Source organism: Cupriavidus neocaledonicus, assembly GCF_000372525.1.
Lineage (GTDB): Bacteria > Pseudomonadota > Gammaproteobacteria > Burkholderiales > Burkholderiaceae > Cupriavidus > Cupriavidus neocaledonicus.
Window position 1 is genome coordinate 37,605 of the sequence record NZ_AQUR01000099.1, and the last position, 25,720, is coordinate 63,324.

Genomic DNA, 25,720 nt, shown 5'->3' on the forward strand with positions numbered 1-25,720 from the left:
CCGGCCCTCGCGGGCAGGGTGCAACGCCGTTTTCCTGTTCCCGGAAATACGGTGCCGCGGATGATAAGCGCGCCAGCCGCCGCGCAGGTAGTAGCCGGCTACTACATCGCCGCCGTGCCGCGGGCCAGTGCCGTCACGCCACCGCGCCAGCCAGGGCCGCCCCGGGGGCGGCGCCCAAGAACGGGTACCATTCGGGCAAGCGCGCCGGCTCCGCCACGGGCCGGCCTCCACCTATCCCATGCCACGATCCATGTCCGTACCCGCCTTCGAATCCAAGCTGACTCCCGCCGACGACACCGCCGCGCTGGCCGCGCGCATCGCCGCGCTGCCGCGCCCGCTGGTGTTTACCAACGGCGTCTTCGACATCCTGCATCGCGGCCATGCCACCTACCTGGCGCAGGCGCGCGCGCTGGGCGCAAGCCTGGTGGTCGGGGTCAACAGCGATGCCTCGGTGAAGATGCTGGGCAAGGGCGACGACCGCCCGCTCAACCATGAGTCGGACCGCATGGCGCTGCTGGCCGCGCTGGCGTCGGTCGACCTGGTGGCGATGTTCCGCGAACAGACGCCGGTGGAGCTGATCCGCCTGGTGCGCCCCGACATCTACGTCAAGGGCGGCGACTACGACATCGATGCGCTCGAGGAAACCCGGCTGGTACGCAGCTGGGGCGGCCAGGCCTACGCCATCCCGTTCCTGCACGACCGCTCGACCACCAAGCTGCTGACCAGGGTGCGCCAGGGCGGCTGAGCCGCCGCGCCGGCGCTAAGCGGCCGGCGCCGACGCCGGCGTGGCCGGCTGGGGTTGCAGCCGCATGCGCTCGCCGCGTACCTGCTGCTCCAGCCGGTGCGGCTCGCGCGGCGATTCGAACCACCCCGACAGCGGCTGCGGGCCGAACGCGCCCAGCACCGCGGCCAGCAGCACCGCGTTGGCGGACAGCAGCAACAGCAAGGCGATGCGCAGGGAGCGGGTGATCATGGGGAATCGGATGGGGTGGCGTCGTGGTGTCGTGGCGTCGTCAGGCTTCGGGCGTCGCCATCGCATGCAGGCCGAGCAGCACCAGATTATCGTGCATCTCGAACGGCACCGCGAGCGCCCCCGCCAGCGCGCCGCGCGCGCCGCCGGACAGCAGGCAGCGCGGCGGGCGCGACGCGTCGCCGCGCTCGCCCAGCGCGCGCCAGGTACGCTCGATGGCGCCGGCCTGCGCGGCCAGGCAGCCGGCGGCAATGGCGTCGTGGGTGTTGTCGGCCCAGCGCCGCTGCGCGCCTGCGACGCTGCCGGCCTCGCCCACGTCCAGCGCCGGCAGCTGCGCCGTATTGCGCGCCAGCGTGCCCAGCATCAGCGCCAGCCCCGGCAGGATCAAACCGCCTTCGAAGCGCGCGCCATCGTCGGTCACGGTGACGATGTCCAGCGTGGTGGCGGTGCCGGCGGTGACCACCAGCAGCGTGTCGCGCGGCAGCCAGCGATGCGCGCCGACGGCGCCGGTCCAGCGGTCGACGCCGAGCTGGGTCGGTTCGCGATAGCCGTTGGCAAGGTCGCCGTGCGCGGCGGTGCTGCGTACCCATTGCACCGGCGCGCAGCCGCCGAAGGCGTCGGCCAGCGCGGCATCGACGGCGGCGGCGATCACCGGCCCGGCCACATTGCTGATCCACACCGACGGCATCGGCCCGCTGGCGCGCAGCGCGCGCAGCTCGGCGGCCAGCGTCCGCAGCGCGCCGTGGCCGGCATGTGCGACCGCGCCGGCGTGCTGCCACGGCGTCGGCAGTGCAGCGATGCCCGCGCTCGCAGGCACCTCTGCAGCGGCGTCGCACCACGCCCACTTGAGCCGGGTATTGCCGATATCGACCAGCAGTCGCGGCGGGCTCATGCGCCGCCTTCCTGGCCCGGGGCGGGCCGCAGCGACAGCTCGCCGCTGGCGATGCGCTCCAGGCCGGTGGGCGTTTCCAGCAGCAGGTGGCCGGCCTCGTCGACGCCGCGCGCCATGCCTTCGGCGATCACCTGGCCGTCATGCAGCAGCCGCACCGGCTGGTCGCGGTAGGCATCGGCGGCGGACCAGCGCCGCGCCATCGGCCCGAAGCCATGCGCGAGGAAGTCCGCGCGCATCGCCGCCAGCCGCTCCAGCACCGCGGCCAGCAGGCGCGGCGCATCGCGCCCGGCATCGAAGCCCGGCATGGCCTCGGCCACGCCCGCCAGTTCGCGGCCCAGCGCGGCTTCCATCTGCGCATCGCGCACCAGGTTGAGGCCGATGCCGATCACCGCCCAGACCCGCCGCGGGCCCGCGGGCACCGATTCGATCAGGATGCCGGCCAGCTTGCGGCCATCGATCTGCAGGTCATTGGGCCATTTCAGGCCCACCCGCGCGCCCAGGGCCGGGGCGACGTCGCCCAGCGCCTCGGCCAGCGCCAGGCCCACCGCCAGGCTCAGCCCGCTCAGCTGCGCCGGCGCCAGCGCCAAAGGCAGCGCCACCGAAAAGGTCATGCCGGCCTGCCCCTGCCACGGCCGCCCCTGGCGCCCGCGCCCGGCGGTCTGGCGATAGGCCAGGCGCAGCGTGCCAGCGTCGGACCACGGCGCCTGGCGGCACAGTGCGGTGAGGTCGGCATTGGTCGAGCCGGTTTCCTCGACCAGTTCCAGGGTCCAGTCGCGCAGCGCGGGCGACAGCATGGCGCGCAGCGCGCCGGCATCGATGCGACAGGACATGGCGACGGAAGGATCGGGAGGATTCGGTGGAACGGCGGACATGCGCGGCAAAGGGACTGGGATGGGCGGGGTCGCGCTCGGCACAGGCGGGATGCCGGCCTGCAAACGGCGCGCGGCAGATGCCGCATTGTAGCCGCGCCGCGCGCCAGGGCATGCCACCGGCCACGGCGCGGTCGCGCCAGCCCGGCGCGTGGCTTAGAATCGAGACTCGGCCATCACATCGCTTGCCCTTGGAACGCCAGACGACGCCAGACTTCCAGATCACGCGCGGGCACGGAACCGTCAGCGTACAGCTGCGTGGCGACTGGACCGCGCTTGCGCTGGCCGGCTGCCGCCAGGCGCGGCAGCTGCGCGCGCAGCTGCACGAGCTGGCGCAGGCCCCCGACCACGCGCAATGGTCGCTGGCCGGCGTCGAGCGCCTCGACCATATCGGCGCACAGCTGCTGTGGCAGGCCTGGAACGGCGCGCTGCCGCAACGGCTCGAGGCCAGCGAGGGCCAGCGCCGCGTGTTCGAGCGCATCGCCGCGGTGCACGACGAGGGCTGGAAGAAGCACATGGTGGACCGCTTCAACCCGGTCACGCTGTTCGGCGCCAACGTGCTGTCGTTCGGCGCGCAGCTGGGCAACGGCATCACCATGCTGGGCCAGCTGGCGTTCGACCTGCTGCGCTTCGCGCGCATGCCGCAGCGCGGCCCGTGGCGCGAGATCTCGGCCAACATCTACAACGTCGGCTACAAGGCGCTGGGGATCACGGCGCTGGTCGGCTTCCTGATCGGCATCGTGCTGTCGTACCTGTCGGCCAACCAGCTGCGCACCTTCGGCGCCAGCACCTTCATCGTCAATATCCTGGGCATGGCGGTGATTCGCGAACTGGGGCCGGTGCTCGCCGCGATCCTGATCGCGGGGCGCTCGGGCTCGGCCATCACCGCGCAGATCGGCGTGATGCGCGTGACCGAAGAGCTGGACGCGATGCGCGTGATGGGCATCTCGCACGGCTTCCGGCTGATCATGCCGCGCGTGATCGCGCTGGCCATCGCCATGCCGCTGCTGGTGGCGTGGACCGACGTGATGGCGCTGGCCGGCGGCATGCTGGCCGCGCGCATGCAGCTGGGCATCAGCGCCACCTTCTTCCTGCGCGAGCTGCCCGATGCGGTGCCGGTGGCCAACCTGTGGCTGGGACTGGGCAAGGGCGTGGTGTTCGGCATCCTGATCGCGCTGACCGCGTGCCACTTCGGGCTGCGCATCAAGCCCAACACCCAGAGCCTGGGCGAAGGCACCACCGCCTCGGTGGTGACCGCGATCACCATCGTGATCCTGGCCGACGCGGTCTTCGCCATCCTGTTCAAGGACGTGGGCCTGTGAGCGCGGCGCCAGCGCATCCGTCCCCGCCAGGCGCGCCGCAGCACGCGCCCGGGCGCACCGCGGTGATCGAGGTGCGCGACCTGGTCAAGCGCTTCGGCAAGGCGGTGGTGCACGACCATGTGGACCTCGACGTCTACCGCGGCGAGGTGCTGTCGATCGTGGGCGGATCGGGCAGCGGCAAGACCGTGCTGCTGCGCCAGATCGTCGGGCTGGAGCGCCCGACCTCGGGCACCATCAAGGTGTTCGGCGAGGATCCGGCGCGGCTGCGGCCGGCCCAGCTGCAGGCGCTGCGCAGCCGCTGGGGCCTGCAGTTCCAGCGCGGCGCGCTGTTCTCGGCGCTGTCGGTGATCGACAATATCGCGCTGCCGCTGCGCGAGCTGCGCGCGCTGCCCGACAACCTGATCTGCCAGGCGGCGCTGCTCAAGCTGCAGCTGGTGGGACTGTCGGCGCGCGATGCCGACAAGATGCCGTCGGACCTGTCCGGCGGCATGATCAAGCGCGTGGCGCTGGCGCGCGCGCTGTCGCTGGAACCCGAGCTGCTGTTCCTGGACGAACCCACAGCCGGCCTGGACCCGATGGCGTCCGACGACTACGTCGCGCTGATCCGCGAGCTGCGCCGCGAACTGGGCCTGACCGTGGTGATGATCACGCACGACCTCGACACGCTGGTGGCCCTGTCCGACCGTGTCGCGGTGCTGGCCGACCACAAGGTGATCGCGGCCGCGCCGATTGCCCAGGTGGTGAAGGTGGACCATCCCTTCATCCGCGAGTATTTCCTGGGCGAGCGCGCCCAGCGCGCCCTGCAGGCGCTGCCCCAGGCCGGGCAGCCCGCGGCGCCGCCCCCTGGAGAAGCATGATGGAAAACAAGTCCCACGCCTTCCTCGCCGGCGTGTTCACCATCGGCCTGGCCGTGCTGGTGCTGTTCGCGATCTTCTGGTTCAGCAGCGACCACGCGGTGCGCGTGCCGTACGACCTGATCACCCGCTCCACCGTCAACGGCCTCGGGCCGCAGGCCGACGTCAAGTACCGCGGGCTGGCGGTGGGCAAGGTCGAGTCGATCAAGTTCGATCCGCAGGTGCCGGGGCAGATCATCGTGCGCGTCAACGTCAACCGCGAAACGCCGATCACGCGCACCACCTACGCCACGCTGGGCTTCCAGGGCGTGACCGGGATCGCCTACGTGCAGCTCGACGACTCCGCCGCGCACGACGGCACGGCGGCCTCGCCGCCGCTGCCGACCTCGCCGCGGGCGGTGGCGCGCATCGCCATGCGGCCCGGCTTCTTCGAGGAACTGGAAAAGCGCGGCGATTCGCTGCTGACCCAGGCCGAGACCCTGATGGGCTCGCTCAACGACATGTTCCGGGGCGCCAACCGCGACGAGCTGATGGCGGCGATCCGCTCGGTGCGCAAGACCGCCGAAGACTATTCGCGCCTGTCCGATTCGCTCGCGCCGGCCACGCAGCGCCTGCCGAAAGTGGCCGAGAACCTGAACGCGACGCTGGAATCGACGCGGCGCCTGACGCAGGAGCTGGCCAACCCCAACGGCACCGTGATGCGCACTGTCGACAGCGTCGGACGCGACCTGCAGGGCGCGGCCGCCTCGGTGCAGTCGGCGGCGGGCACCTTCAGCGAAGAGACCCTGCCGCAGCTCAACGGCCTGGCCCGCGACGCGCGCCAGACCGCGCGCAGCTTCGAGCGCGCCGCCGGCCAGTTCAACGAGAGCCCGAGCAGCGTGCTGTTCGGCGCGCCCGCGCCCACGCCGGGGCCGGGCGAGCCGGGCTTCAGCGCGGCCCCGTAGCGCGTCCGCCCTGCGACAAAGCCCGCCCCATCGATCACGCCACACGCCAACCGCGAGAATCCGCCGTGAACCCTGCGACCGAGATGCCACGCTTGCTGCGCTCCGCAACCGCCCGCCTGCGCGCGGCCCTGCTGCTGTTCTGCGCCGGCCTGGCGCTGTCGGGTTGCGCGCTGACGCGCGGCGAGCCCACCATCACCTATGACCTGGGCCCGGCCGTCGCCACCAGCGCGGCCTCCGCCAGCGGGAACCCTGCGCCCGCACCGCTGCCCAAACTGCGCGTGGCGCTGACCGACGGCCCCAGCTGGCTGGAAGGCAATGCCCTGTTCTACCGGCTCCAGTACGCCCAGGCGCAGCGCCTGCAGGCCTATGCCACGCAGCGCTGGGTGATGTCGCCCACGCGCCTGTTCGACGAGCGCCTGCGCGAGGCCGTGGCCGCGCGCGGCACGCTGGGCTGGTCCGGCGACAGCAGCGTGCCGGCGCTGAAGGTTGACCTGCTCGAGTTCGACCAGGTGTTCGACAGCGCCACCACCAGCGCGGGCGTGGTGCGGCTGCGCGCCACGGTGTACCGGCACGGCATGCTCGGCCAGCAGACCTTCGAGGCGCGCCGGCCCGCGCCCAGCGCCGACGGCGCCGGCGGCGTCAAGGCGCTGGCCGAAGCCAGCGATGCCGTGATTGCCGCGCTGCTCGACTGGATCGGCACGCTGCAGCTAAAGTAAAGCAACAGGAGATTCGCCATGGAGCCGGCTCCCCCGCCGCTCTCCGCGCCGCCGGCGGCTGTGCCGACACCACCGGCCGCCGCGCCGCAGCACTCGCCGCTGGCGCGCGTGGGGCTGCTCTGCTTCACGCTGCTGGTGGTGTATGCCAGCCTGTACCCGTTCTCCGGCTGGGTCGACAACGGCATCTCGCCCTTTGCCTTTGTCAGCGCGCCCAAGCCGCGCTATATCACCGACTTCGACCTGCTCACCAACGTGCTGGGGTATTTCCCGTTCGGCGCGCTGGTGGTGCTGTCGCTGCATCCGCGCGTGTCGGGCGGGCGCGCCACGCTGGTGGCGCTGGTGGCCGGCGCCTTGCTGTCGGCGTGCATGGAGGCCTTCCAGACCTGGCTGCCGAGCCGCATCTCGTCCAACATCGACCTGATCACCAATGCGCTGGGGGCACTGCTCGGCGGCGCCGTGGTAGCGCCGTTCACGCGCGCGCTGATCGACGACGGCCGGCTGACGCGGCTGCGCCATGCGTGGTTCGAGCCGCATGCCAGCTTTGCCATCATCCTGCTGCTGCTGTGGCCGTTCGCGCAGGTGTTTCCGCAGGAGCACCTGTTCGGCATGGGTGGCATCGTGCGCGAATGGCTGACCGACCCGGAATCGTGGCCGATGCAGGTGCTGCAGATGGTGTTCCCGCAGCTGGAGTCCTGGCAGGACCATATCGGCCTGCGGCCCGAGGACATGCAGAGCCAGCAATTGCTGGAATCGCTGGTGACCGCCAGCAGCTGGGTCGGCACCGGCCTGTTCGCCTCGGTGGCGATGCGCCGCAGCGCGCCGATGCTGCGCATCCTGGCCGGGCTGCTGGCGGCGGCGCTGCTGCTCAAGGCGGCCGCGGCCGAGCTGCAGTTCCCGACCGAAAGCGCCTTCGTCTGGCTGTCCGAGGGCGGGCGCTTCGCGCTGCTGACCAGCTCGCTGGTGCTGGCGCTGCTGCTGTACCTGCCGCGCTGGCTGCGCGCGGTGCTGGCGATGGCGGCGCTGATCGTGCTGGTGGCGCTGACCAACGTGCTGCCGTCCAATCCCTACGCCTGGATCTCGGAGCAGGGCTGGCGCATGGGCCGCTTCATCCACTTCAACAGCCTGGCGCAGTGGCTCGGCTGGCTGTGGCCGTTCCTGGCGTTCTGCTATGTGATCTGGCGCTTCGAACAGGTCAGCCTGCGCCGCCATGCGATGAAGAAGGCCGCGGCACGCCGTGAGGCGGCCACGGCCAACCTGCAGGAGTAAGCCGGCGCGGATGTCCGCGCCGACGCTCAGTGCAGCTGGCCGCCCTGTTCGCGCACGTCGCCGCGGGTCGACAGCGCCGTCGCCACCGCGGTGCGCAGGCCCTTCACCAGGGTCTCGTGCGCCAGGCTCGGCTGGCCGGGATGGCGCGCCGCCTGCTCGGGCAGATACGGAATGTGGATAAAGCCGCCGCGCACCGCGCCGTACGGCGGTTGCGCCAGCCGGTGCATCAGCCCGTAGAACACATGGTTGCAGACGAAGGTGCCGGCGGTCTGCGACACCGACGCCGGCACGCCGGCCGCGCGCATGTCGCGCACCATCGCCTTGATCGGCAGCGTGGCAAAGTAGGCGGCCGGGCCGCCGGCGACGATGGCGGTATCGATCGGCTGGGCGCCGGCGTTGTCGGCGATGCGCGCATCGTCGACATTGATCGCCACGCGCTCGACCGACATCTCGGCGCGCCCGCCGGCCTGGCCGACGGCGATCACCAGGGTCGGCCGCAGCGCGTCGAGCAGCCCGGCAATCGCATCAATGGCCGCGCCGAACACGCACGGCAGCTGGCGCGCGACGATCAGCGCGTCGCCGACGCGCTCGCCGTCGAGCGCGCGCACGGCTTCCCACGACGGGTTGACCGGTTCATCCTCGAACGGCTCGAAGCCGGTCAGCAGCACGGTAGGCATGGCGGGGCTCCTGCGCTTACATCAGCCAGTACAGCAGCACGATATTGGCCGCCAGGATTGCCAGCGCGGTCGGCACCTGCGCGCGGATCACGGCGTTCTTGTCGTCGAGTTCCAGCAAGGCCGCCGGCACGATATTGAAGTTGGCCGCCATCGGCGTCATCAGCGTACCGCAATAGCCCGAGAACATGCCGATCGCCGCCATCACCGCCGGATTGCCGCCGAACATGCCGACCAGGATGGGCACGCCGACGCCGCCGGTCATCACCGGGAAGGCGGCAAAGCCGTTGCCCATGATCACGGTGAACAGCGCCATGCCGACGCAATAGACCGCCACCGCCACCAGCTTGTAGTCCAGGTTGATGTAAGCGGTGGTCAGGTGCGCGACGGCCTTGCCCACGCCCGCGTCGGCAAACACCAGCCCCAGCATGGCCAGCATCTGCGGCAGCACCAGCGCCCAGCCCAGCGACTCGGTCAGCCGGCGCGATTCGCGCAGGCCCTGGGTCACGGTGTCGCGCGTGAGCCAGCACACCACCGCCAGCGAGATCAGGCAACCGATCCCCAGCGAAACGAAGGTCACGTTCTTGGGATCGAGCAGCGGCACGCCACCGATCCTGACGTCCTTGAACAGCATGGTGCCGATCACGGTCACCAGCGGGATCAGCAGTGCCGGGATGAACAGCTTGTTGCCGAGACGGCTCGCGCTGGCACGGCGCTCGGCCTCGGGCAGGCTCTCGTGCCTGCCGTGGCCGACGCCGCCAAAGCCGGCGATCAGCGCCATGACCACCGCGCCGATGCCGACCGCGGCCGGCGGCAGCCGGTCGCCGACCAGGAACACGATCGCGTACAGCAGCCAGAACAGGCCGGTGCTGAGGCGGCGCGGATGGGCGCGGTCGGTGAAGGTCATCAGCGCGGTGATGGCCAGCACCAGGCCGGCAAGCCAGTACAGGTATTCGATCGAGACAATCATGGCGTGCTCCTTACTCGGCGCTCTGCGCGGGCATGGCGGTGCGGGCAGCGCTGCCACCCAGCTCGCGCTCGAGCCAGCCGTCCAGGCGCTTGAGGCGCACGGCGTGGATCAGGAAGGCGCAGATCGCGGTGGGGATGCCCCACACGGCGATATGCAGCGGCTCGACCTCGATGTTCGACGACAGCAGGAAGGTATGCATCAGCGCAATCGCGCCGAACGCGACGAAGATGTCCTCGCCGAAGAACAGGCCGACGTTGTCGGTGGCGGCGCAGAAGGCCAGCACGCGCTGGCGCACCGGCTCGGGCAGGTGGCCGAAGCGGTTCTCGGCCGCGCCCTCGGCCATCGGCGCCAGCAGCGGGCGCACCATCTGCGGATGGCCGCCGAGGCTGGTCAGGCCGATCGCCGCGGTCAGTTCGCGCACGCCCAGGTAGACGATCAGCAGGCGCCCGACCGTGGCCGAGGCGATGCGCGCGATCCACGCCTGCGCGTGCTCGCGCAGCCCGTGGCGCTCCAGCAGGCCGATCACCGCCAGCGGCAGCAGGATGATCAGCGGCAGGTTGCGCGCCTTGACGAAGGCGGTGCCGATCGCGGCGAAGATCTGCATCAGCGGCATCGGCGCGGCCAGGCCCGTGGCCAGCGCGGCGAGCACCACCACCAGCATGGGATTGAAGCGCAGCACGAAGCCGACGATGATGACCCCGACCCCGACTAGGGGCCAGAGATTGACTGCCTGTTCCATGGAAACACCAAACGAAGATAACGAAGGCGCGCGGACAGCAGCCGTCGTGACGCGTGACGGCGCAGGCCGCGTGGCGGAAATGCCGGCGTGAAGGCGGAAAGACGCGCTCAGTCGCCGGCGCGGATCGCGATGCCTTCCGCGCCGAGCCGTTCCCGGATGCGGCGCGCGAAGGCCAGCGCGTGAGCGCCGTCGCCGTGCAGACACACGGTTTCGGCCTGAATCGGTACCCAGGTGCCGTCGATGGCGCGCACGCGCTGCTCGCGCACCATGGTCAGGGTCTGGTCCAGGGCGACCTCCTCGTCCTCATGCAGCGCGCCCGGCGTGCCGCGCTTGACCAGCGTGCCATCGGGGTTGTAGCCGCGGTCGGCGAAGACCTCCTGCTTGACGCGCAGGCCGGCTTCCTTCGCCACCTCGATCATCTGGCTGCCGGCCAGGCCGAAGAACACCAGGTCGGCGTCGAAGTCGCGCACCGCGCGCACGATCGCGCGCGCCAGCGCCGGGTCGCGCACGGCCTGGTTGTACAGCGCGCCATGCGGCTTGACGTGGTGCAGCACCCCGCCCTGCGCGCGCACGATCGCGGCGAGCGCGCCGATCTGGTACAGCACGTCGGCGTAGACGTGTTCCGGGTCGCGCTGCATCTCGGTGCGGCCGAAGTTGTCGCGATCCGGGTAGCTCGGGTGCGCGCCGATCGCCACGCCCTGCGCCAGCGCCCATTTCACCGTCTGCACCATGGTGGCGGCGTCGCCCGCGTGCCAGCCGCAGGCGATATTGGCCGAGCTGATCAGCGCCAGCAGCGCCTCGTCATTGCCACAGCCTTCGCCAAGATCCGCGTTCAAATCGATCTGCATTGCCATTCTCCTGTGCGGCGCCCCGGGCGCCTTGCTTATGCTGCCGCCCGCGTGCGGGTACGCCGGCGCGCGGCAATGGGCATGCCATCGCCCTGCCACTGCAGCGCCTGCTCGATCTGGCGCAGGTAGCGTGCCAGTTCCTCCTGCGCCGCCTGGGCCTGCGCCAGCGTGACCTGCACGAAGCGCACCGGCGCGCCCAGCGGCACCTGCGCCAGCCGCCACAAATCCGCTTCGATCACCACGCCGATCTTGGGATAGCCGCCGGTGGTCTGCGCATCCGCCATCAGCGCGATCGGCTGGCCCGCCGGCGGCACCTGCATCACGCCCGGCATCACCCCGTGCGAGAGCAGGTCGGCGCTGCGCTCGGGGCGCCGCGCCAGCGCCGGGCCGGCGAGGCGCAGGCCCATGCGGTTGCTGTTGGGCGTGACGGTCCAGTCGGCCTGCCACAGCGCGGCCTGCGCGGCCGCGTCGAAATCTTCGTATTCCGGCCCCGGCAGCATGCGAATCGCCGTGGCCTTGCCTTCCAGCGGGGCGGGCAGCGCCCACGCCGGTGCCTGCACGCCGATCCAGTCGGTCTCGGCTGCCAGTCCCGGCCGCCCCGCGGGCAGGCGGTCGCCCTCCTGCAGCGCGCGGCCGGCCAGTCCGCCGAAACCGGACTTCAGGTCGGTGCTGCGCGAACCCATCACCGGCTCGACCGCAATGCCGCCCGCCACGCACAGGTACACGCGCGTGCCGCCGCGCGTCGACGGCAGCGTCAGCGTCTCGCCCTTGTGGGCGTCGAACGCATGCCACGACCACACCGGCATGCCGTCAAGATTGGCGCCGCATTCGGCGCCGGCCAGGGCCACGCGCATATCGGCATGGAAGCGCACCGCGGCGCGGCCCAGCGTGAATTCAATGGCGGCGCAGCCGGGCGCATTGCCAAGCAGGCGGTTGCCGACTTCGACCGCCAGCATGTCCATGGCACCGCAGCGGCCCACGCCAAAACGGCGGAAGCCGGTACGGCCCAGGTCCTGCACCGAGGCGAGCGCGCCGGGACGAAGAATCTCGATCACGCGATGATTTCCTCGGCAACGAAGCGCACGGTATCGCCGGGCGCGAACAGGGACGGCGGATCGCGGTCCGCCACGAAGAGTTCGGCATCGGTGCGCCCGATCAGTTGCCAGCCGCCCGGCAGCACCGCCGGATAAATCCCGGTCTGCTCGCCGCCGATGCCGACCGACCCGGCCGGTACCGCCACCCGCGGCTCGCGCCGGCGCGGCGTCGCCAGTTCCGGCGCCAGCCCGCCCATGTAGGCAAAGCCGGGCTGGAAGCCGAGGAAGTAGACCACGTACTCGCCCGCCGCATGGCGGCGCACCACTTCCCGCGGCGTCAGGCCGGTATGCGCGGCGACGTCGCCCAGGTCCGGGCCATGCTCGCCGCCGTAGCGCACCGGGATCTCGACCAGCCTGCCGGTGGCATTGCGCGCCTCTCCCGAGGCCCACGCCAGCTTCAGGTTGCGCTCGAGCGCGTCCACGTCGGCACTGCCGTCGAAGATCACCGTCAGGTTGTTCATGCCCGGCACCACGTCGACCACGCCGCGCCAGTCCGCGGCACGCGCGGCCATGGCCCAGATGCGGCGCTGGACCGCCAGCGAGGCGGGCGGCGCGACGCTGTACAGCAGCGCCTGCTCGGCAAGGCGGTGAACGGTGCAGTTCATGGGATTCCCGGTAGCGCACTTGCTACCCAGTTTAGGCAGGCAAGCCGGAATGTGACGTCTTTGTATTTCATCGATAATTTATCGATGAATTCATCATATCGAAATGGACCGGGCCGGGACAGTCGGGGTAGACCCTAGGAAGAGGCAGTTGGTTGGGTGGACGGGAACTAACCGACGGGAGTAGGATTAAATCCTATCAAGAGGAAATCGCCATGCGAACCACGCAACAAATGAGCGTCACACTGCCGACCGAGATGGCTCAGGCGGTCAAGGACAAGGTGCGGTCGGGCGAATACGCCAGTGAAAGCGAGGTCATCCGCGATGGCTTGCGCGCGCTGCTGGCGCGTGACCGGGCCGTGGACGCGTGGCTGCTGCAGCAAGTGGGCCCTGCCTATGATGCGCTTCAGGCCGATCCATCCCGCGCCGTGACCGCAGATGACGTGCGTGCTCGTCTGGCTGCCAAACAGGCGGGGAAGGCCAAGGGCCGATGAGAACCTATCCCGTCGTCTTTGCGCCGGAGTTTGTGGAGCAACTTGAGAGCTTGTACGACTATATCGCCGAGGAAGCCTCGCCCTACATCGCGGCGCGGTATACCGGCGCGATCGTAGAATATTGCGAGTCGCTCAGTACATTTCCACACCGCGGCATCCTGCGCGATGACGTGCGGCCAGGACTGCGGATTACCCATTAAGCGCGCCGTGATCGCGTTCGCCGTGGATACCAAAAAGGTTTCCATCATCGGTTTGTTCTATGGCGGCCGGGACTACGAGACGATGCTGAACGAATCAGAATGAATCGACGATGGCCAGCGCGCCTGGCAAAGAGGCGGACACGAGCGAAAACAAAAAACGGCCGGAGAATTTCCCCGGCCGTTTTTTAATCCCAACCAACCCGCTCAGGCAAACCCCGCCTGATGCGCCTGCTGGTCGGCGTGGTAGGAACTGCGCACCATCGCGCCCACGGCGGCGTGGGTGAAGCCCATCTTGTAGGCCTCTTGCTCGAACATCTTGAAGGTGTCGGGATGCACGTAGCGCAGCACCGGCAGGTGGTGGTTCGACGGCGCCAGGTACTGGCCGATGGTCAGCATGTCGATGTCGTGCGCGCGCATGTCGCGCATGACTTCCAGGATTTCCTCGTCGGTCTCGCCCAGGCCGACCATCAGGCCTGACTTGGTCGGCACGTTGGGGTTGCGGCGCTTGAACTCCTGCAGCAGCTTGAGCGAGTGCGCGTAGTCGGCGCCCGGGCGGGCCTGCTTGTACAGGCGCGGCACGGTTTCCATGTTGTGGTTCATCACGTCCGGCGGGCACGCCTGCAGGATGTCCAGCGCCTTGTCCAGGCGGCCGCGGAAGTCGGGCACCAGCACTTCGATGCGGGTATCGGGCGACAGCTCGCGCGTCTGCGAGATGCAATCCACATAGTGCTGGGCACCGCCGTCGCGCAGGTCGTCGCGGTCGACGCTGGTGATCACCACGTAGTTCAGCTTGAGCTGGGCGATGGTACGGGCCAGGTTGCCGGGCTCGTTTACATCGAGCGGATCCGGGCGGCCATGGCCGACGTCGCAGAACGGGCAGCGGCGCGTGCACTTGTCGCCCATGATCATGAAGGTGGCCGTGCCCTTGCCGAAGCATTCGCCGATGTTGGGGCAGCTGGCTTCCTCGCACACCGTCACCAGGTTGTTGGCGCGCAGGATGTCCTTGATCTCATAGAAACGCGAATTGCCGGTGGCGGCCTTCACGCGGATCCAGTCCGGCTTCTTGAGCTTCTCGGCCGGCACGATCTTGATAGGGATGCGCGCGGTCTTGTCGGCCGACTTCTGCTTGCGGGTCGGGTCGTACTGCTCCGCGGGGGACTGCGGGGCTTCGCTGGAAGAGGCGTTCGGGGCGATCAGTGCGTCGCTCATACATTTCTCCGCACGCGCTCGGCGTGCATTTCGCTTTTGACTAGGAGGCCAGGGCCGGGGCGACAGGTTCTACGGCCGCCGGCACGCGAGCCTCATGCGCTGCCAGCACCTCGCACAATGCAGCCGCCAGGCGCTGTGCGATCTCGGGTTGTGTTGCCGCGGTCACGGGCACCGGGGCGCCACCGGCATCCGCCACCGGGCAGGTGGCGCCCGCGCTGGCCATGTCGACCGTTTCCAGTCCGGCATAGCCGCAGGGATTGATGCGCAGGAACGGCGACAGGTCCATCTGCACGTTGAGGCTGACGCCGTGGTAGCTGCAGCCGTTGCGGATCTTGAGGCCGAGCGCGGCAATCTTGGCGCCCTGGTGCGGCCCGCCGGACAGGTAGATGCCGGGGGCGCCGGGCTTGCGTTCGGCTGCGAGATTATACGCCGCGAGCGTGTCCAGCACGGCCTGCTCGATGCCGTGCACCAGCTCGCGCACCATCAGCCGGCGGCGGCGCAGGTCCAGCAGCAGGTAGGCCACGACCTGTCCGGGGCCGTGATAAGTGATCTGTCCGCCACGGTCGATCTGCACCACCGGAATTCGTTCGTCCGGGGCCAGCAGGTGCGCGGGGTCGCCCGCCTGGCCCAGCGTGTAGACCGGCGGATGCTCGACCAGCCAGACCTGGTCGGGCGTCTCGGGGGTGCGTGCGGCGGTGAAGGCGCGCATCGCGTCGAAACACGGCTGATAGTCCTCGCGGCCGCGCTCGATGACTTGAATCGGATGCATGGCGAGAGTGTAACGAAAAGGGCCGGCTTGCGCCGGCCCCGAAACTGGCCCATTCAGCGTGCGCGCGGCGGGCAACCGTCGGATGCGTCACGCGACCAGACCAGGCGCAGATGGCCCCGGTCCCGGTGCGTGGACGTTGCCCCGCCCGGCTCCGCTTCAGGAAGCGGTGACCCGGTCCTGGTTAGGCGTCCACTCGGTGCCTCGAACCAGGCGACGCAGGCTGCGGTACACCAGGTGCGGCAGGTCGGCCAGCGCCAGCGCCGGGCGGCGGGCCTCGGCAATCAGCGCCAGGCGCACCGGGTTCAGGGCGCGCGGGTCGATGCTGAGCACCACCTCGTCACCCGGGCGTAGCAGCAGGCTGCCGCCACAACGCAGCCAGTAGTCCTCCGAATAGTTCTCGCGGGTCAGCCATACGTCGGTGCCGCGGGCCTCGGCAATATGGAGGCGCTGGGCCGCATGCACCGACAGCGTGGTGACTTCGCCAGGATTCAGGGTGAACTCGGTCGTTGTGAGCACGGTTTTCATGGTGGTTCTCCGTTCAGCCGGCCTCGGCGGGGATACGCCAGACGCAGTACGGATTCGCGGCGGGACGCCGGAACTGGCCCGGCAAAGGGACCAGGCCAGTGAAATCCAGCGAATATCGTCGTGAGTAGGGGGCAACTGCGGGGGCCGGTGATGGAATATTAGTGATTGCCCGACCACTATCAAAACGATATATTTTCTTTGTTCTTGTTAGCCAATCTCACATAACCCCGATCCTCTGGAGGCGGCCATGGCCTGGAAAAGCGCCTGGGAGAAAGACCTGCCGCGCGGCTGGCACCGCGAATTGCCGCGCCTGCCGGCGCTGACCGCGCTGCGCGCGTTCGAAGCCGCGGCGCGCCACGAGAGCTTCTCGCGCGCGGCCACCGAGCTGTTCGTCACCCACGGCGCGGTCAGCCACCAGATCCGCGCGCTGGAAGAGGAACTGGGCATGCCGCTGTTCGAGCGCCACGGCAAGCGCGTGGCGCTGACGCCGGCGGGCCGGCTCTATGCCGAGCGCGTACGCGACGCGCTGCTGCAGATCGCCGATGCCACGCGCGCGCTGCAGGCCGGCAACCGCGACAAGCGCCTGACCATCAGCACCATGCCGTCGTTTGCCGCGCGCTGGCTGACGCCGCGCATCGGCAGCTTTATCGAGCGCCACCCGGAACTGGATGTCGAACTGCTGTCGTCCAACACGCTGGTCAACTTTGCGCACGAAGAGGTCGATATCGCGCTGCGCATGGGCAGCGGCGACTATCCCGGCCTGTATGTGGAGCGGCTGCTCGACGACGTCTTCTTCCCGGTCTGCAGCCCTGCCTTCAATGGCGGGCGGCTGCCCGAACGGCCGCAGGACATGGCGGGCATGCCGCTGCTGCGCGGCGAGGGCGATCCGTGGAAGCCATGGTTCGAGGCCGCCGGGTTGGACTGGCCCGAGCCGCGCAAGGGCCTGCTGCTGGAAGATTCTTCGCTGCTGCTGCAGGCCGCTTCGGAAGGGCAAGGCATCGCCCTGATCCGCTCTTCGCTGGCGTGCAACGACCTGCTGTCGGGGCGCGTGGTGCGGCTGTTCGACGTCAGCATCCCGTGCCCGTGGCTGCTGTACTTCGTGTGCGCGCCGGGTTCGCTGAACCTGCCCAAGGTGCAGGCGTTCCGCGGCTGGCTGCTGCCCGAGATCGAGCGCTTCCGCGAGGTGCTGGCGCAGTGGGAGTGAGTCAGTCTTCCGGGGTTGGGTCGATCTGCGCCGCGCTTTCGGCGGCATCGGCCGCCGGTTTCGCGCGCGCGCGGCCGGCGCGGGGGTGGGCCTTGTCGTAGACCTTGGCCAGGTGCTGGAAATCGAGCGCGGTGTAGACCTGCGTGGTCGAGATGCTGGCATGGCCCAGCATCTCCTGCACCGCGCGCAGGTCGCCCGAAGACTGCAGCATGTGCGTGGCGAAGGAATGCCGCAGCATGTGCGGATGCACGTCGGCCGGCACCCCGGCGCGCAGCGCCTGCTGCTTGAGCCGCAGCTGCACCGTGCGCATCGACAGGCGCCGTCCGCGCGGCCCCAGGAACAGGGCATTGGCGTCCTCGGGCGCGGCGCCCGGCCGCAGCAAGCCGTCGCGCACCGCCAGCCACGCCTGCAGCGCGGCGATGGCCTTGCTGCCGACCGGCACCGAACGCCGGCGCGAACCCTTGCCGGTCACGGTCACCTCGGCGCCGGCCAGGTCGAGCCAGCCGCTGGAGCGGTAGCCGTCGGCATCGGCATAGCGCAGGTCCAGCTGCACCAGCTCGGACAGCCGCAGCCCGCTCGAGTAGAACAGTTCGTAGACGGCCTGGTCGCGCAGCGCCTCGGCATCGGTGCCGGCGGGGTGCGCCACCAGCGCCACCGCGTGCTCGACCGACAGCGCCTTGGGCAGCGCATGGCCCGAGCGCGGCGCGCGTACGCCGTCGACCGGATTCACGCTCACGCCGTGGCCATGGCGCGCCGCCCAGAGATAGAAGCCGCGCCATGCCGACAGCGCGCGCCCGATGCTGGTGCCGACCAGCCCGGCGGCATGCAGCCGCGCGGCGAAATGGCGGATATGGTGGGTCTGCAGCGCCAGCAGCGCGACGCCCGGCGCATGCTGCGCCGCGTGCGCCTGCAGCACGCGCAGTTCGCGCGCATAGCCCGACAGCGTGTGCTCGGCCAGCTTGCGGCTGCCGCGCAGCCAGTCGAGATAGCGCGTGACCAGCGGGTCTGGCGGCGGCGCTGCGCCGTCGGCGGGCGCGGACGACGCGACCACAGCGCGCGGCGGCCGGCGTGCAGTCATGGCGTTATCGCAAGGCCGCGGCTTCAGTCGCGCAGCCGCTTCAGCGCGGCGCCCGCGACGGCGCCAATCTGCGACAGGTAGGCGGTGCCCATGCCGTCGTGGAAGCGGCGCGGGTCGGGCGAACCCAGCACCAGCAGGCCAAAGGCGGCGCCGCGCACGTCGGCACCGGCCTCGGCCTCGCCGGCGCGCAGCGGCACGCGCAGCGTCACCATCGCCAGCGAGGTGATGTCGTCGCGCTCCAGCAGGCTGGCCGCCTCGAAGCCGCTGTTGCTGCCGCAGTACGGCGCACGCAGGCCCTCGGCAAAGATGCGCAGGTCCTCGCTGGCGCCCTGCGCCACTTCCATGTGCGCGTACTGTTCGGCGACATCCCACAGCCTGAGCGCCACCGCCGGCACGTCGAACACCTGCTGCAGGCCGTCCTGCACCGCATACGGCAGCGCATGCGAATCGGCCTCGGCCAGCAGGCGCAGTTGCCAGTCGTGCAGGCGCTGCTGGGTGCGGTCGTTCTCGTGGCCATGGCGGACCAGGTCCGCCAGGCGCAGCTCCAGGCCCTTGTTCTTCTCGCGCAGGATTTCCATCTGGCGTTCCTGCAGCGATACGGCACGATGGCTGTGCGGGCTGGTCAGCTGCACCGCGGCCAGCAGCTCGGCATGCTCTTCGAAGAATTCAGGATGGCTCTGCAGGTAGGCGGCGACGTCTTGGGCGTTCATGGGGCGTGGACCGGTAGAGGTAAAGTGGGTGGCAGTTTAGCAAACCCACCCCGCCAGAAGAGGCGCGCGGTGTTGGATGCTCCCAAGCCGCCCGATCTTGCCCAAGCAAGGTGTTCCCCCTCTCCCCTCATGGGGAGAGGGTTGGGGCGAGGGGTGGTCCAGCGAGGTGTCACATCAAGCAAGGCCAACGGTTTTAACCCGCAGGTCTCAGCCTTTGATCCGCCTGCCCTCACCCCCCAGTCCCTCTCCCGCTTGCGGGAGGAGCGACCCAGCCTACGTCTGGATCAGCCGCTTCTGCCGCGAAATGCTCATCAAAATGCCGATGCCCGCCCCCAGCGTCACCAGCGCGGTACCGCCGTAGCTCAGCAGCGGCAGCGGCACGCCCACCACCGGCAGGATGCCGCTGACCATGCCCATGTTGACGAAGGCATAGGTGAAGAAGATCAGCGTGATCGACCCCGCCAGCAGCCGCGAGAACAGCGTCGGCGCATTGGCCGCGATAAAGAGCCCGCGGAAGATCAGCAGCAGGTACAGCACCAGCAGCACCGCGTTGCCGATCAGGCCGAACTCTTCCGAGTACACCGCGAAGATAAAGTCGGTGTGCTTTTCCGGGATGAACTCCAGGTGGGTCTGCGTCCCCTTGAGCCAGCCCTTGCCCTCGACCCCGCCCGAGCCAATCGCGATGATCGACTGGATCGTGTGGAAGCCCTTGCCGAGCGGATCGCTGGTCGGGTCCAGCAGCGTGCAGACGCGGTGCTGCTGGTAGTCATGCAGCACCGGCCAGTTCACGCCCGGTGCGCACATGTCGTTCTGGAACGTGATCAGCAGCGTGATGGCGACCACCAGGATCGCCAGCAGCGGCAGGATCAGCTTCCACGACAGCCCGGCGAAGTAGATCACGTACAGGCCCGCGGCCATCACCAGCAGCGCCGTGCCCAGGTCGGGCTGCTTGGCGATCAGCCCCACCGGGATCAGCAGCAGCACCAGCGCGACGACGAAGTCGAACCACCGGATCACGCCCTCGCGCTTCTGGAAGTACCACGCCAGCATCAGCGGCATCGAGATCTTCATGATCTCGGACGGCTGGATCACCATGCCGACATAGAGCCAGCGGCGCGCGCCCTTGCGGATCAGCCCGAACATGGCCACCGCGATCAGCAGCGCCACGCCTACCGTATAGATCGGCACCGCCACCCGCATCAGCGTCTGCGTCGGCAGGTAGGCGATCACGAACATCACCACGTACGACAGCAGGATGTTGCGCAACTGGTCCTCGACCCGGCCCGGCATGTCGATGGCGGCCGAATACAGCGCCACGATGCCGGTGGCGAACAGCAGGAACACGATCAGCGAAAGCGGCTTGTCAAAACCGGTCAGCGCGGTCTTGAGCAGGGACATGACGCGGCGTCGATCCATGCGCGTCTCCTTCAGCGGGTGGCGTCGGCACCGCTGGCTGCCTTGGCAGCCACGGGCCTGACGCGTGGTTTGGGCGCGGGCGCCTTGGCCGGCACGGCCGCCGCCGAGGCCGGCGCGGGGCCCTGCGGCTTGCTGTGCCCCAGCGCCTGCAGCATGCGCTGGTCCAGCGTCTGCACGGCCGAGGCCGGGGCGATGGCGTCGGGATCCAGCGTCGCGGCGATCGCCTCCGGCGTCGGCAGCTGTGCGGCCGAGGCCGCCGCCACCGCGCTGGCGGCAGCGCCGCTGGCCGGTGCGCCGCCGCTGGACATCACCGTGGCGCTGGCAATGCTGGCGGTCTGGCCGGTGGTGAACACGCTCGGCGTATCCACCGGCGCGCGCCCGGCTACGCGCTCGCCGGTGGGCGGGGCGATCGCCTCCAGTTCGGCGGGCCACTTGCCGGTCAGGTAGTAGTCCATCACCTTGCGCGCGATCGGCGCGGCCACCGCGGCGCCGAAGCCGGCGTTCTCGACGATCAGCGCAATCGCGATCCTGGGGTTGTCGGCCGGCGCGAAGGCGGTGTACAGCGAGTGGTCGCGCTTGTGCTCGGCGAGCGCGTGGTGGTTGTACTTCTCGCCCTTGGACAGGCTGTAGGTCTGCGCCGTGCCGGTCTTGCCGGCGGACTCGTAGGCGGCGCCGGCAAACACGCGCGCGGCCGTGCCCGAATGCGTCACTGCCACCATGGCGCGCTTGATCACGTTGATGTCGGCCTGCTTCAACGGGATGGTGTAGCTTTCCTTGGGCACGGTCAGCGTGCGCTTGCGCGTGACCGCGTCTTCGATGGCCTTGACCAGGTGCGGCTTCATCACCTTGCCGTCGTTGACGATCACCGAGGTCGCCTGCGCCAGCTGCAGGATGGTGAAGCTGTTGTAGCCCTGGCCGATGCCCAGCGAGATGGTCTCGCCCTCATACCACTTCTGCTGCTCGGGCTTGCGGTAGGCGCGCCGCTTCCATTCGGTCGACGGCAGGATGCCGCGGCTTTCGCCTTCGATGTCGATGCCGGTGATCTGGCCGAAGCCCAGCGGCTTCATGAAGTCATGGATGCCGTTGACGCCCATGTCGCGCGCCAGCGCGTAGTAGTAGGTGTCGCACGAATGCACGATCGAGCTGTGCATGTCGACCCAGCCGTGGCCGCCCGGCTTGTCGTCGCGGAAGGTGTGGTTGCCCAGCGTGAAAAAGCCCGGGTCGGCCATGCCCCACGCCGCGGTGCGCTTGCCGGTGGTGAGCGCGGCCAGCGCCATGAACGGCTTGTAGGTCGAGCCCGGCGGATAGGTGCCCCGCAGGGGGCGGTTCAGCAGCGGCTTGTCGGGCGAGCCGTTGAGCTCGTTCCAGGTATTGGTGTCGATGCCCTCGACGAACAGGTTGGGGTCGAAGGTCGGCTTGGAGACGAACGCCAGGATGTCGCCGGTGGACGGCTCGATCGCCACCAGCGCGCCGCGACGGTTGCCATAGAGCGCCTCGGCCAGCTGCTGCAGGCGGATGTCGAGCGACAGGATCAGGTTGTTGCCGGGCGTGGCGGGCGACGTGGACAGCGTGCGGATCGGGCGCCCGCCCGCGCTGACTTCCACTTCCTCGAAGCCGGTCAGCCCGTGCAGCTCGCTCTCGTAGCTCTGCTCCAGGCCGATCTTGCCGATGTAGTTGGTGCCCTTGTAGTTGTCGGCATCCTTGCGCGGGTCATACCTGGCGCCGTCGGCGTCGTTGGCCACGTCCATGGCCTCGATGCGCTCCTGGTCGCGCTGCGAGATCCGGCCCAGGTAGCCGATCACGTGCGAGGCCGACTCGCCCAGCGGATACTGGCGGAACAGCCGCGCGCGCACGTCGACGCCGGGAAAGCGGAAGCGCTGCGCCGAAAAGCGCGCCACCTCCGCGTCGGTCAGCTGGCTGCGGATCGGCAGACTTTCAAAGCTGCGCGACTCCTCCATCAGCCGCTTGAAGCGGCGCCGGTCGCGCGGCTGGATCTCGACCAGCGCGGACAGGCCCTCGATGGTGTTGTCGAGCGTATCGGTCAGCTTGGACGGGGTGATCTCCAGCGTGTACGCCGAATAATTGCGCGCCAGCACGATGCCGTTGCGGTCCATGATGATGCCGCGGTTGGGCTCGATCGGCGCCACTGAAATGCGGTTGTCCTCGGCCTTGGCCGAGTACTGGTCATGCTTGTACCACTGCAGCCACAGGAAGCGCGAGAACAGCAGGCCGAAGCAGATCACCGTAAACAGCGCCGCGGCCGCCACGCGGATGCGGAAGCGGCCGATTTCCAGTTCGACGTTGCGGATTTCGGTCATGGTACTGCGTGGCCTGGAGAAATCGGTGGTGGGCGATGGTGGCGAGGGCGGGCGACGGCGGCGTCAGATCGGCCGGGTCTCGTCGACATCGGTCGAGCGGCGCTGCGGCGCCAGCAGCAGGCTGGTGGCGAGCGGCCACAGCAGCGCCTCGATCGCCGGCGCCAGCAGCAGCGGCCAGCCCGGCAGCGGCGCGCCCATGGCCAGCCGGATCAGCACCGGCACCGCGTGCGCGATGAACAGCAGCGGCAGCACGTGCAGCGCCTGGGTATAGACCGTGAACCACAGCACGCGGCGGTGGATGGTGATGGCGAAGTAGGCCAGCAGCGTGTACGCCAGCGCGTGCTCGCCCAGCAGCCGGGCATCGTGCACGTCCATCAGCAGGCCCAGCAGGAAGGCCACGCCCATGCCCACCTTGCGCGGCTGGTGGATGTTCCAGAACACCAGCACCAGCGCCACCATGTCCGGGATCCACAGCGTGGTGCCCCACGGCATCAGGTTGAACAGGAACGCCAGCACGAAACTGAAGGCGATGAAGGCCGGATTGACCGGCCGCAGCAGGTATTGGGGATTGGTCACCGTGGTGCCTCCTTGGCGGGCGGGGCCTTGCCGGCCGCCGCGCTGTCGGCGGCGGCGCGCGCCGCGGCGGACTTGGCGCCCTTGACCGGCGCTTCCGGCCGGGCCTCCACCGCTTCGCGCGCCGGGATGTTGGCGTCGTAGCGCACCACCAGCAGCTGGCGGTGCGCGCGCACGCCGGCCACCGGCTCGCAATAGACGCGCGAGAACGCGGTATCGGCCTTGCGCTCGATCTGCACGATCTTCGCCACCGGCAGGCCCGGCGGATAGGTACCGTCCAGCCCCGAGGTCACCAGCAGGTCGCCCTGCTGCAGGTCGGCGGCGGCGGCCATGAAGCGCAGGTCCAGGTGGCCCGCGCGCGCGCCGCCGAAGGCCACGCTGCGCAGGCCGTTGCGCACCACCTGCACCGGAATCGCCTGGTCCTTGTCGGTCAGCAGCGTCACCTCGGACTGGAACGGCGACACGCGCGTGACCTGCCCCACCACGCCGCGTTCGTCGATCACCGGATAGCCGGCGCGCAGGCCATGCTGGCTGCCCTTGTCGATGACGATGCGCTGGCTGTACGGGTCGCGCGCGTCATAAAGAATTTCGGCCGCGGTCACCGGCGTTGCGGACTGCTGCGCCAGCCCGAGCAGCTTGCGCAGCTGGTTGTTCTCGGCCTCGAGCTGCGCCTGGCGCACCGAGGCCTGCGCCTGCTGCACCGCGTTCTGGCGCAGCTCGCGGTTCTCGGTGGCGAGCGTCGCCGACGACTGCGCATAGTCGAACATCGTGCGCAGCGCGTCGCGCGGCGCCAGCACCAGGCGCTCGACCGGCATCAGCACGGTGGCCGCAACCTGCCGGCCCACGCGCAGCGCGTCGAAACGGGCATCGACCACCAGCAGCGCCAGCGCGATGCCCACGTACAGGACCAGCCTGGCGACGGCCGAGGTGCCTTGCTTGAAGAGCGGCGGAGGGGAGTAATCCATTTACCCGAACAAAGGCCGGAGGCCACGCGGAAACGCCCCGCCGCCCGCCGCGGCGCGCCCCGGCCCCTGGCGGGGACAGGCGCGGCACGGTCGGGCGGCGGGAGCTGCCAGGGCCCGGCCCCGGCGGATGAGGCGCCGCGACGCCGCCATGATCGCTCGATCCGGCAGGCCGCGCATCGCCACGTGAGCGTCCTTCTTACTCGTAGGAGAAGATGCTGCCGAGCTTGTCCATGCGTTCCAGCGCCATGCCGGAGCCGCGCACCACGCAGGTCAGCGGGTCTTCGGCGACCAGCACCGGCAGGCCGGTTTCTTCCGCCAGCAGGCGGTCCAGGTCGCGCAGCAGCGCGCCGCCGCCGGTCAGCATCATGCCGCGCTCGGCGATGTCGGCGCCCAGTTCGGGCGGGGTCTGTTCCAGCGCGATCTTAACCGCCGACACGATCTGGTTGAGCGGGTCGGTCAGCGCTTCGAGGATTTCGTTGGACGAGACCGTGAAGGCGCGCGGGATGCCCTCGGACAGGTTGCGGCCCTTGACTTCCATCTCGCGGACTTCGGAGCCCGGGAAGGCGGAGCCGATCTCCTTCTTGATCGCCTCGGCGGTCTGCTCGCCGATCAGCATGCCGTAGTTGCGGCGGATGTAGTTGACGATGGCCTCGTCGAACTTGTCGCCGCCGACGCGCACCGAGCCCTTGTAGACCATGCCGCCCAGCGAGATGATGCCGACCTCGGTGGTGCCACCGCCGATGTCCACCACCATCGAGCCCGACGGTTCCGACACCGGCAGGCCGGCGCCGATCGCGGCCGACATCGGCTCCTCGATCAGGTAGACCTGGCTGGCGCCGGCGCCCAGCGCCGATTCGCGGATGGCGCGGCGCTCGACCTGGGTCGAGCCGCACGGCACGCAGATGATGATGCGCGGGCTCGGGCGCAGCAGCTTGCTGTCATGCACCATCTTGATGAATTGCTTGAGCATCTGCTCGGTCACGGTGAAGTCGGCGATCACGCCGTCCTTCATCGGGCGGATCGCCTCGATATTGCCCGGCACCTTGCCCAGCATCTGCTTGGCTTCCTTGCCCACCGCGGTGATGGTCTTCTTGGCGTTGGGGCCGCCCTCCTGGCGGATCGCGACGACCGAGGGCTCGTCCAGCACGATGCCCTTGTCGCGCATGTAGATCAGCGTGTTGGCGGTGCCGAGGTCGATCGCCAGGTCGTTGGAGAAGTAGCTGCGGAGAAATCCGAACATCAGGAATCCTGTCTGTGATGGGGTTCGCGGGTAGGCGAAGCGGCCGGCGCCGCGAGCGGCCCGGCCACGAAAGGGTGTTGTGTTGCGTTGAATACGGAATGGTTCTCGGCTTCCCGCTCCGCCCGCCGCCCGGCCCGGAGGCTGTCCGGCCGGATGGAAATGGGATCGGCACCGCCGGCGCACCGCGCGCGCCGGTCCTACGGGAACCTTTGATTAGACCCCGCCGAAAAGTTCGCGGAAATGTGCAGGCGCCGGCGCA

Annotated in this window: 27 protein-coding genes and 1 pseudogene; 9 read left to right on the plus strand and 19 right to left on the minus strand. The window is 69.6% G+C overall.

What is annotated here, in order from left to right; all coding sequences use genetic code 11:
- Positions 1-250: 250 nt before the first annotated feature.
- A complete protein-coding gene (rfaE2, locus tag A3AG_RS0117405; RefSeq protein WP_018006662.1) occupies positions 251-745 on the plus strand; it encodes a D-glycero-beta-D-manno-heptose 1-phosphate adenylyltransferase in 495 nt (164 codons plus the stop codon).
- 15 nt (positions 746-760) lie between these two features.
- Here the strand turns inward: rfaE2 and A3AG_RS0117410 are convergent, their stop codons facing one another.
- Genes A3AG_RS0117410 through A3AG_RS0117420 form a run of 3 tightly spaced genes read right to left on the minus strand, consistent with a single transcriptional unit; the run spans position 761 to position 2,692 of the window.
- On the minus strand, positions 761-973 hold the full coding sequence (locus A3AG_RS0117410) for a hypothetical protein (RefSeq protein WP_018006663.1): 213 nt from the start codon (positions 971-973) through the stop codon (positions 761-763).
- Between the two features lie 40 nt (positions 974-1,013).
- Positions 1,014-1,862, minus strand: coding sequence for a type III pantothenate kinase (locus tag A3AG_RS0117415; protein WP_018006664.1), 849 nt, complete (start codon positions 1,860-1,862; stop codon positions 1,014-1,016).
- Positions 1,859-2,692: a biotin--[acetyl-CoA-carboxylase] ligase gene (locus A3AG_RS0117420; RefSeq protein ID WP_035849108.1), complete on the minus strand. Its 834-nt coding sequence runs from the start codon at positions 2,690-2,692 to the stop codon at positions 1,859-1,861. The genes A3AG_RS0117415 and A3AG_RS0117420 overlap by 4 nt, the downstream gene beginning before the upstream one ends.
- A gap of 224 nt (positions 2,693-2,916) precedes the next feature.
- Here A3AG_RS0117420 and A3AG_RS0117425 point away from each other — a divergent pair, with 224 nt between their 5' ends.
- The 5 genes from A3AG_RS0117425 to A3AG_RS0117445 all read left to right on the plus strand — a co-directional run bounded on the left by A3AG_RS0117425 (position 2,917) and on the right by A3AG_RS0117445 (position 7,833).
- Positions 2,917-4,053: an MlaE family ABC transporter permease gene (locus A3AG_RS0117425; protein ID WP_018006666.1), complete on the plus strand. Its 1,137-nt coding sequence runs from the start codon at positions 2,917-2,919 to the stop codon at positions 4,051-4,053.
- Positions 4,050-4,910, plus strand: a complete 861-nt coding sequence (locus A3AG_RS0117430; protein WP_018006667.1) for an ABC transporter ATP-binding protein — start codon at positions 4,050-4,052, stop codon at positions 4,908-4,910. The genes A3AG_RS0117425 and A3AG_RS0117430 overlap by 4 nt, the downstream gene beginning before the upstream one ends.
- Positions 4,907-5,851, plus strand: coding sequence for an MlaD family protein (locus tag A3AG_RS0117435; protein WP_018006668.1), 945 nt, complete (start codon positions 4,907-4,909; stop codon positions 5,849-5,851). Before A3AG_RS0117430 ends, A3AG_RS0117435 begins: the two co-directional genes overlap by 4 nt.
- Positions 5,852-5,934: 83 nt before the next feature.
- Entirely contained in the window at positions 5,935-6,567 is a 633-nt protein-coding gene (locus A3AG_RS0117440; RefSeq protein ID WP_026164265.1) for an ABC-type transport auxiliary lipoprotein family protein, read from the plus strand.
- 18 nt (positions 6,568-6,585) lie between these two features.
- Positions 6,586-7,833, plus strand: a complete 1,248-nt coding sequence (locus A3AG_RS0117445) for a VanZ family protein (protein WP_018006670.1) — start codon at positions 6,586-6,588, stop codon at positions 7,831-7,833.
- A 26-nt stretch (positions 7,834-7,859) separates the two neighbouring features.
- Here the strand turns inward: A3AG_RS0117445 and pcp are convergent, their stop codons facing one another.
- The 6 genes from pcp to pxpB all read right to left on the minus strand — a co-directional run bounded on the left by pcp (position 7,860) and on the right by pxpB (position 12,763).
- Positions 7,860-8,510 carry a pyroglutamyl-peptidase I gene (pcp, locus tag A3AG_RS0117450; protein WP_018006671.1) on the minus strand — a complete coding sequence of 217 codons (651 nt, stop codon included), beginning with the start codon at positions 8,508-8,510 and terminating at the stop codon, positions 7,860-7,862.
- A gap of 16 nt (positions 8,511-8,526) precedes the next feature.
- Positions 8,527-9,477: a DUF979 domain-containing protein gene (locus A3AG_RS0117455; protein ID WP_018006672.1), complete on the minus strand. Its 951-nt coding sequence runs from the start codon at positions 9,475-9,477 to the stop codon at positions 8,527-8,529.
- A 10-nt stretch (positions 9,478-9,487) separates the two neighbouring features.
- Complete coding sequence (locus tag A3AG_RS0117460) at positions 9,488-10,216, minus strand: DUF969 domain-containing protein (RefSeq protein ID WP_018006673.1); 729 nt, start codon at positions 10,214-10,216, stop codon at positions 9,488-9,490.
- A 107-nt stretch (positions 10,217-10,323) separates the two neighbouring features.
- Positions 10,324-11,064: a 5-oxoprolinase subunit PxpA gene (gene pxpA, locus A3AG_RS0117465; RefSeq protein ID WP_018006674.1), complete on the minus strand. Its 741-nt coding sequence runs from the start codon at positions 11,062-11,064 to the stop codon at positions 10,324-10,326.
- Positions 11,065-11,099: 35 nt separating this feature from the next.
- Positions 11,100-12,119 (minus strand): 5-oxoprolinase subunit C family protein, encoded by a 1,020-nt coding sequence (locus A3AG_RS0117470; RefSeq protein ID WP_018006675.1) that lies wholly within the window; start codon positions 12,117-12,119, stop codon positions 11,100-11,102.
- Positions 12,116-12,763, minus strand: a complete 648-nt coding sequence (pxpB, locus tag A3AG_RS0117475) for a 5-oxoprolinase subunit PxpB (protein WP_018006676.1) — start codon at positions 12,761-12,763, stop codon at positions 12,116-12,118. Before pxpB ends, A3AG_RS0117470 begins: the two co-directional genes overlap by 4 nt.
- Before the next feature lie 212 nt (positions 12,764-12,975).
- Here pxpB and A3AG_RS0117480 point away from each other — a divergent pair, with 212 nt between their 5' ends.
- Together A3AG_RS0117480 and A3AG_RS31730 are read left to right on the plus strand one after the other, a co-directional pair.
- The gene (locus A3AG_RS0117480) at positions 12,976-13,254 is read left to right on the plus strand and encodes a ribbon-helix-helix domain-containing protein (protein ID WP_026164266.1); all 279 of its coding nucleotides are present in this window, start codon (positions 12,976-12,978) and stop codon (positions 13,252-13,254) included.
- Positions 13,251-13,557 (plus strand): annotated as a pseudogene (locus tag A3AG_RS31730) (type II toxin-antitoxin system RelE/ParE family toxin). Before A3AG_RS0117480 ends, A3AG_RS31730 begins: the two are co-directional and overlap by 4 nt.
- A 101-nt stretch (positions 13,558-13,658) precedes the next feature.
- Here the strand turns inward: A3AG_RS31730 and lipA are convergent.
- From lipA to A3AG_RS0117500, 3 genes are all read right to left on the minus strand, one after another.
- The gene (gene lipA / locus A3AG_RS0117490) at positions 13,659-14,663 is read right to left on the minus strand and encodes a lipoyl synthase (RefSeq protein ID WP_018006678.1); all 1,005 of its coding nucleotides are present in this window, start codon (positions 14,661-14,663) and stop codon (positions 13,659-13,661) included.
- Positions 14,664-14,703: 40 nt separating this feature from the next.
- Positions 14,704-15,432 (minus strand): lipoyl(octanoyl) transferase LipB, encoded by a 729-nt coding sequence (gene lipB, locus A3AG_RS0117495; protein ID WP_018006679.1) that lies wholly within the window; start codon positions 15,430-15,432, stop codon positions 14,704-14,706.
- A 156-nt stretch (positions 15,433-15,588) separates the two neighbouring features.
- Complete coding sequence (locus A3AG_RS0117500) at positions 15,589-15,957, minus strand: DUF2917 domain-containing protein (RefSeq protein ID WP_018006680.1); 369 nt, start codon at positions 15,955-15,957, stop codon at positions 15,589-15,591.
- A 247-nt stretch (positions 15,958-16,204) separates the two neighbouring features.
- Here A3AG_RS0117500 and A3AG_RS0117505 point away from each other — a divergent pair, with 247 nt between their 5' ends.
- Positions 16,205-17,161 carry a transcriptional regulator GcvA gene (locus A3AG_RS0117505; RefSeq protein ID WP_018006681.1) on the plus strand — a complete coding sequence of 319 codons (957 nt, stop codon included), beginning with the start codon at positions 16,205-16,207 and terminating at the stop codon, positions 17,159-17,161.
- Between the two features lies 1 nt (position 17,162).
- On the opposite strand, the gene A3AG_RS0117510 is transcribed toward A3AG_RS0117505, so the two are convergent.
- From A3AG_RS0117510 to A3AG_RS0117540, 7 genes are all read right to left on the minus strand, one after another.
- Complete coding sequence (locus tag A3AG_RS0117510) at positions 17,163-18,239, minus strand: tyrosine recombinase XerC (RefSeq protein ID WP_018006682.1); 1,077 nt, start codon at positions 18,237-18,239, stop codon at positions 17,163-17,165.
- A 23-nt stretch (positions 18,240-18,262) separates the two neighbouring features.
- Complete coding sequence (locus A3AG_RS0117515; RefSeq protein ID WP_018006683.1) at positions 18,263-18,949, minus strand: DUF484 family protein; 687 nt, start codon at positions 18,947-18,949, stop codon at positions 18,263-18,265.
- A 273-nt stretch (positions 18,950-19,222) separates the two neighbouring features.
- On the minus strand, positions 19,223-20,365 hold the full coding sequence (gene rodA, locus A3AG_RS0117520; RefSeq protein WP_018006684.1) for a rod shape-determining protein RodA: 1,143 nt from the start codon (positions 20,363-20,365) through the stop codon (positions 19,223-19,225).
- An 11-nt stretch (positions 20,366-20,376) separates the two neighbouring features.
- Positions 20,377-22,683 carry a penicillin-binding protein 2 gene (gene mrdA, locus A3AG_RS0117525; RefSeq protein WP_018006685.1) on the minus strand — a complete coding sequence of 769 codons (2,307 nt, stop codon included), beginning with the start codon at positions 22,681-22,683 and terminating at the stop codon, positions 20,377-20,379.
- A gap of 63 nt (positions 22,684-22,746) precedes the next feature.
- On the minus strand, positions 22,747-23,259 hold the full coding sequence (gene mreD, locus A3AG_RS0117530; RefSeq protein WP_012351397.1) for a rod shape-determining protein MreD: 513 nt from the start codon (positions 23,257-23,259) through the stop codon (positions 22,747-22,749).
- The gene (mreC, locus tag A3AG_RS0117535) at positions 23,256-24,221 is read right to left on the minus strand and encodes a rod shape-determining protein MreC (protein WP_018006686.1); all 966 of its coding nucleotides are present in this window, start codon (positions 24,219-24,221) and stop codon (positions 23,256-23,258) included. The genes mreD and mreC overlap by 4 nt, the downstream gene beginning before the upstream one ends.
- Positions 24,222-24,417: 196 nt before the next feature.
- Complete coding sequence (locus A3AG_RS0117540; protein ID WP_008648066.1) at positions 24,418-25,461, minus strand: rod shape-determining protein; 1,044 nt, start codon at positions 25,459-25,461, stop codon at positions 24,418-24,420.
- Positions 25,462-25,720 lie beyond the last annotated feature (259 nt).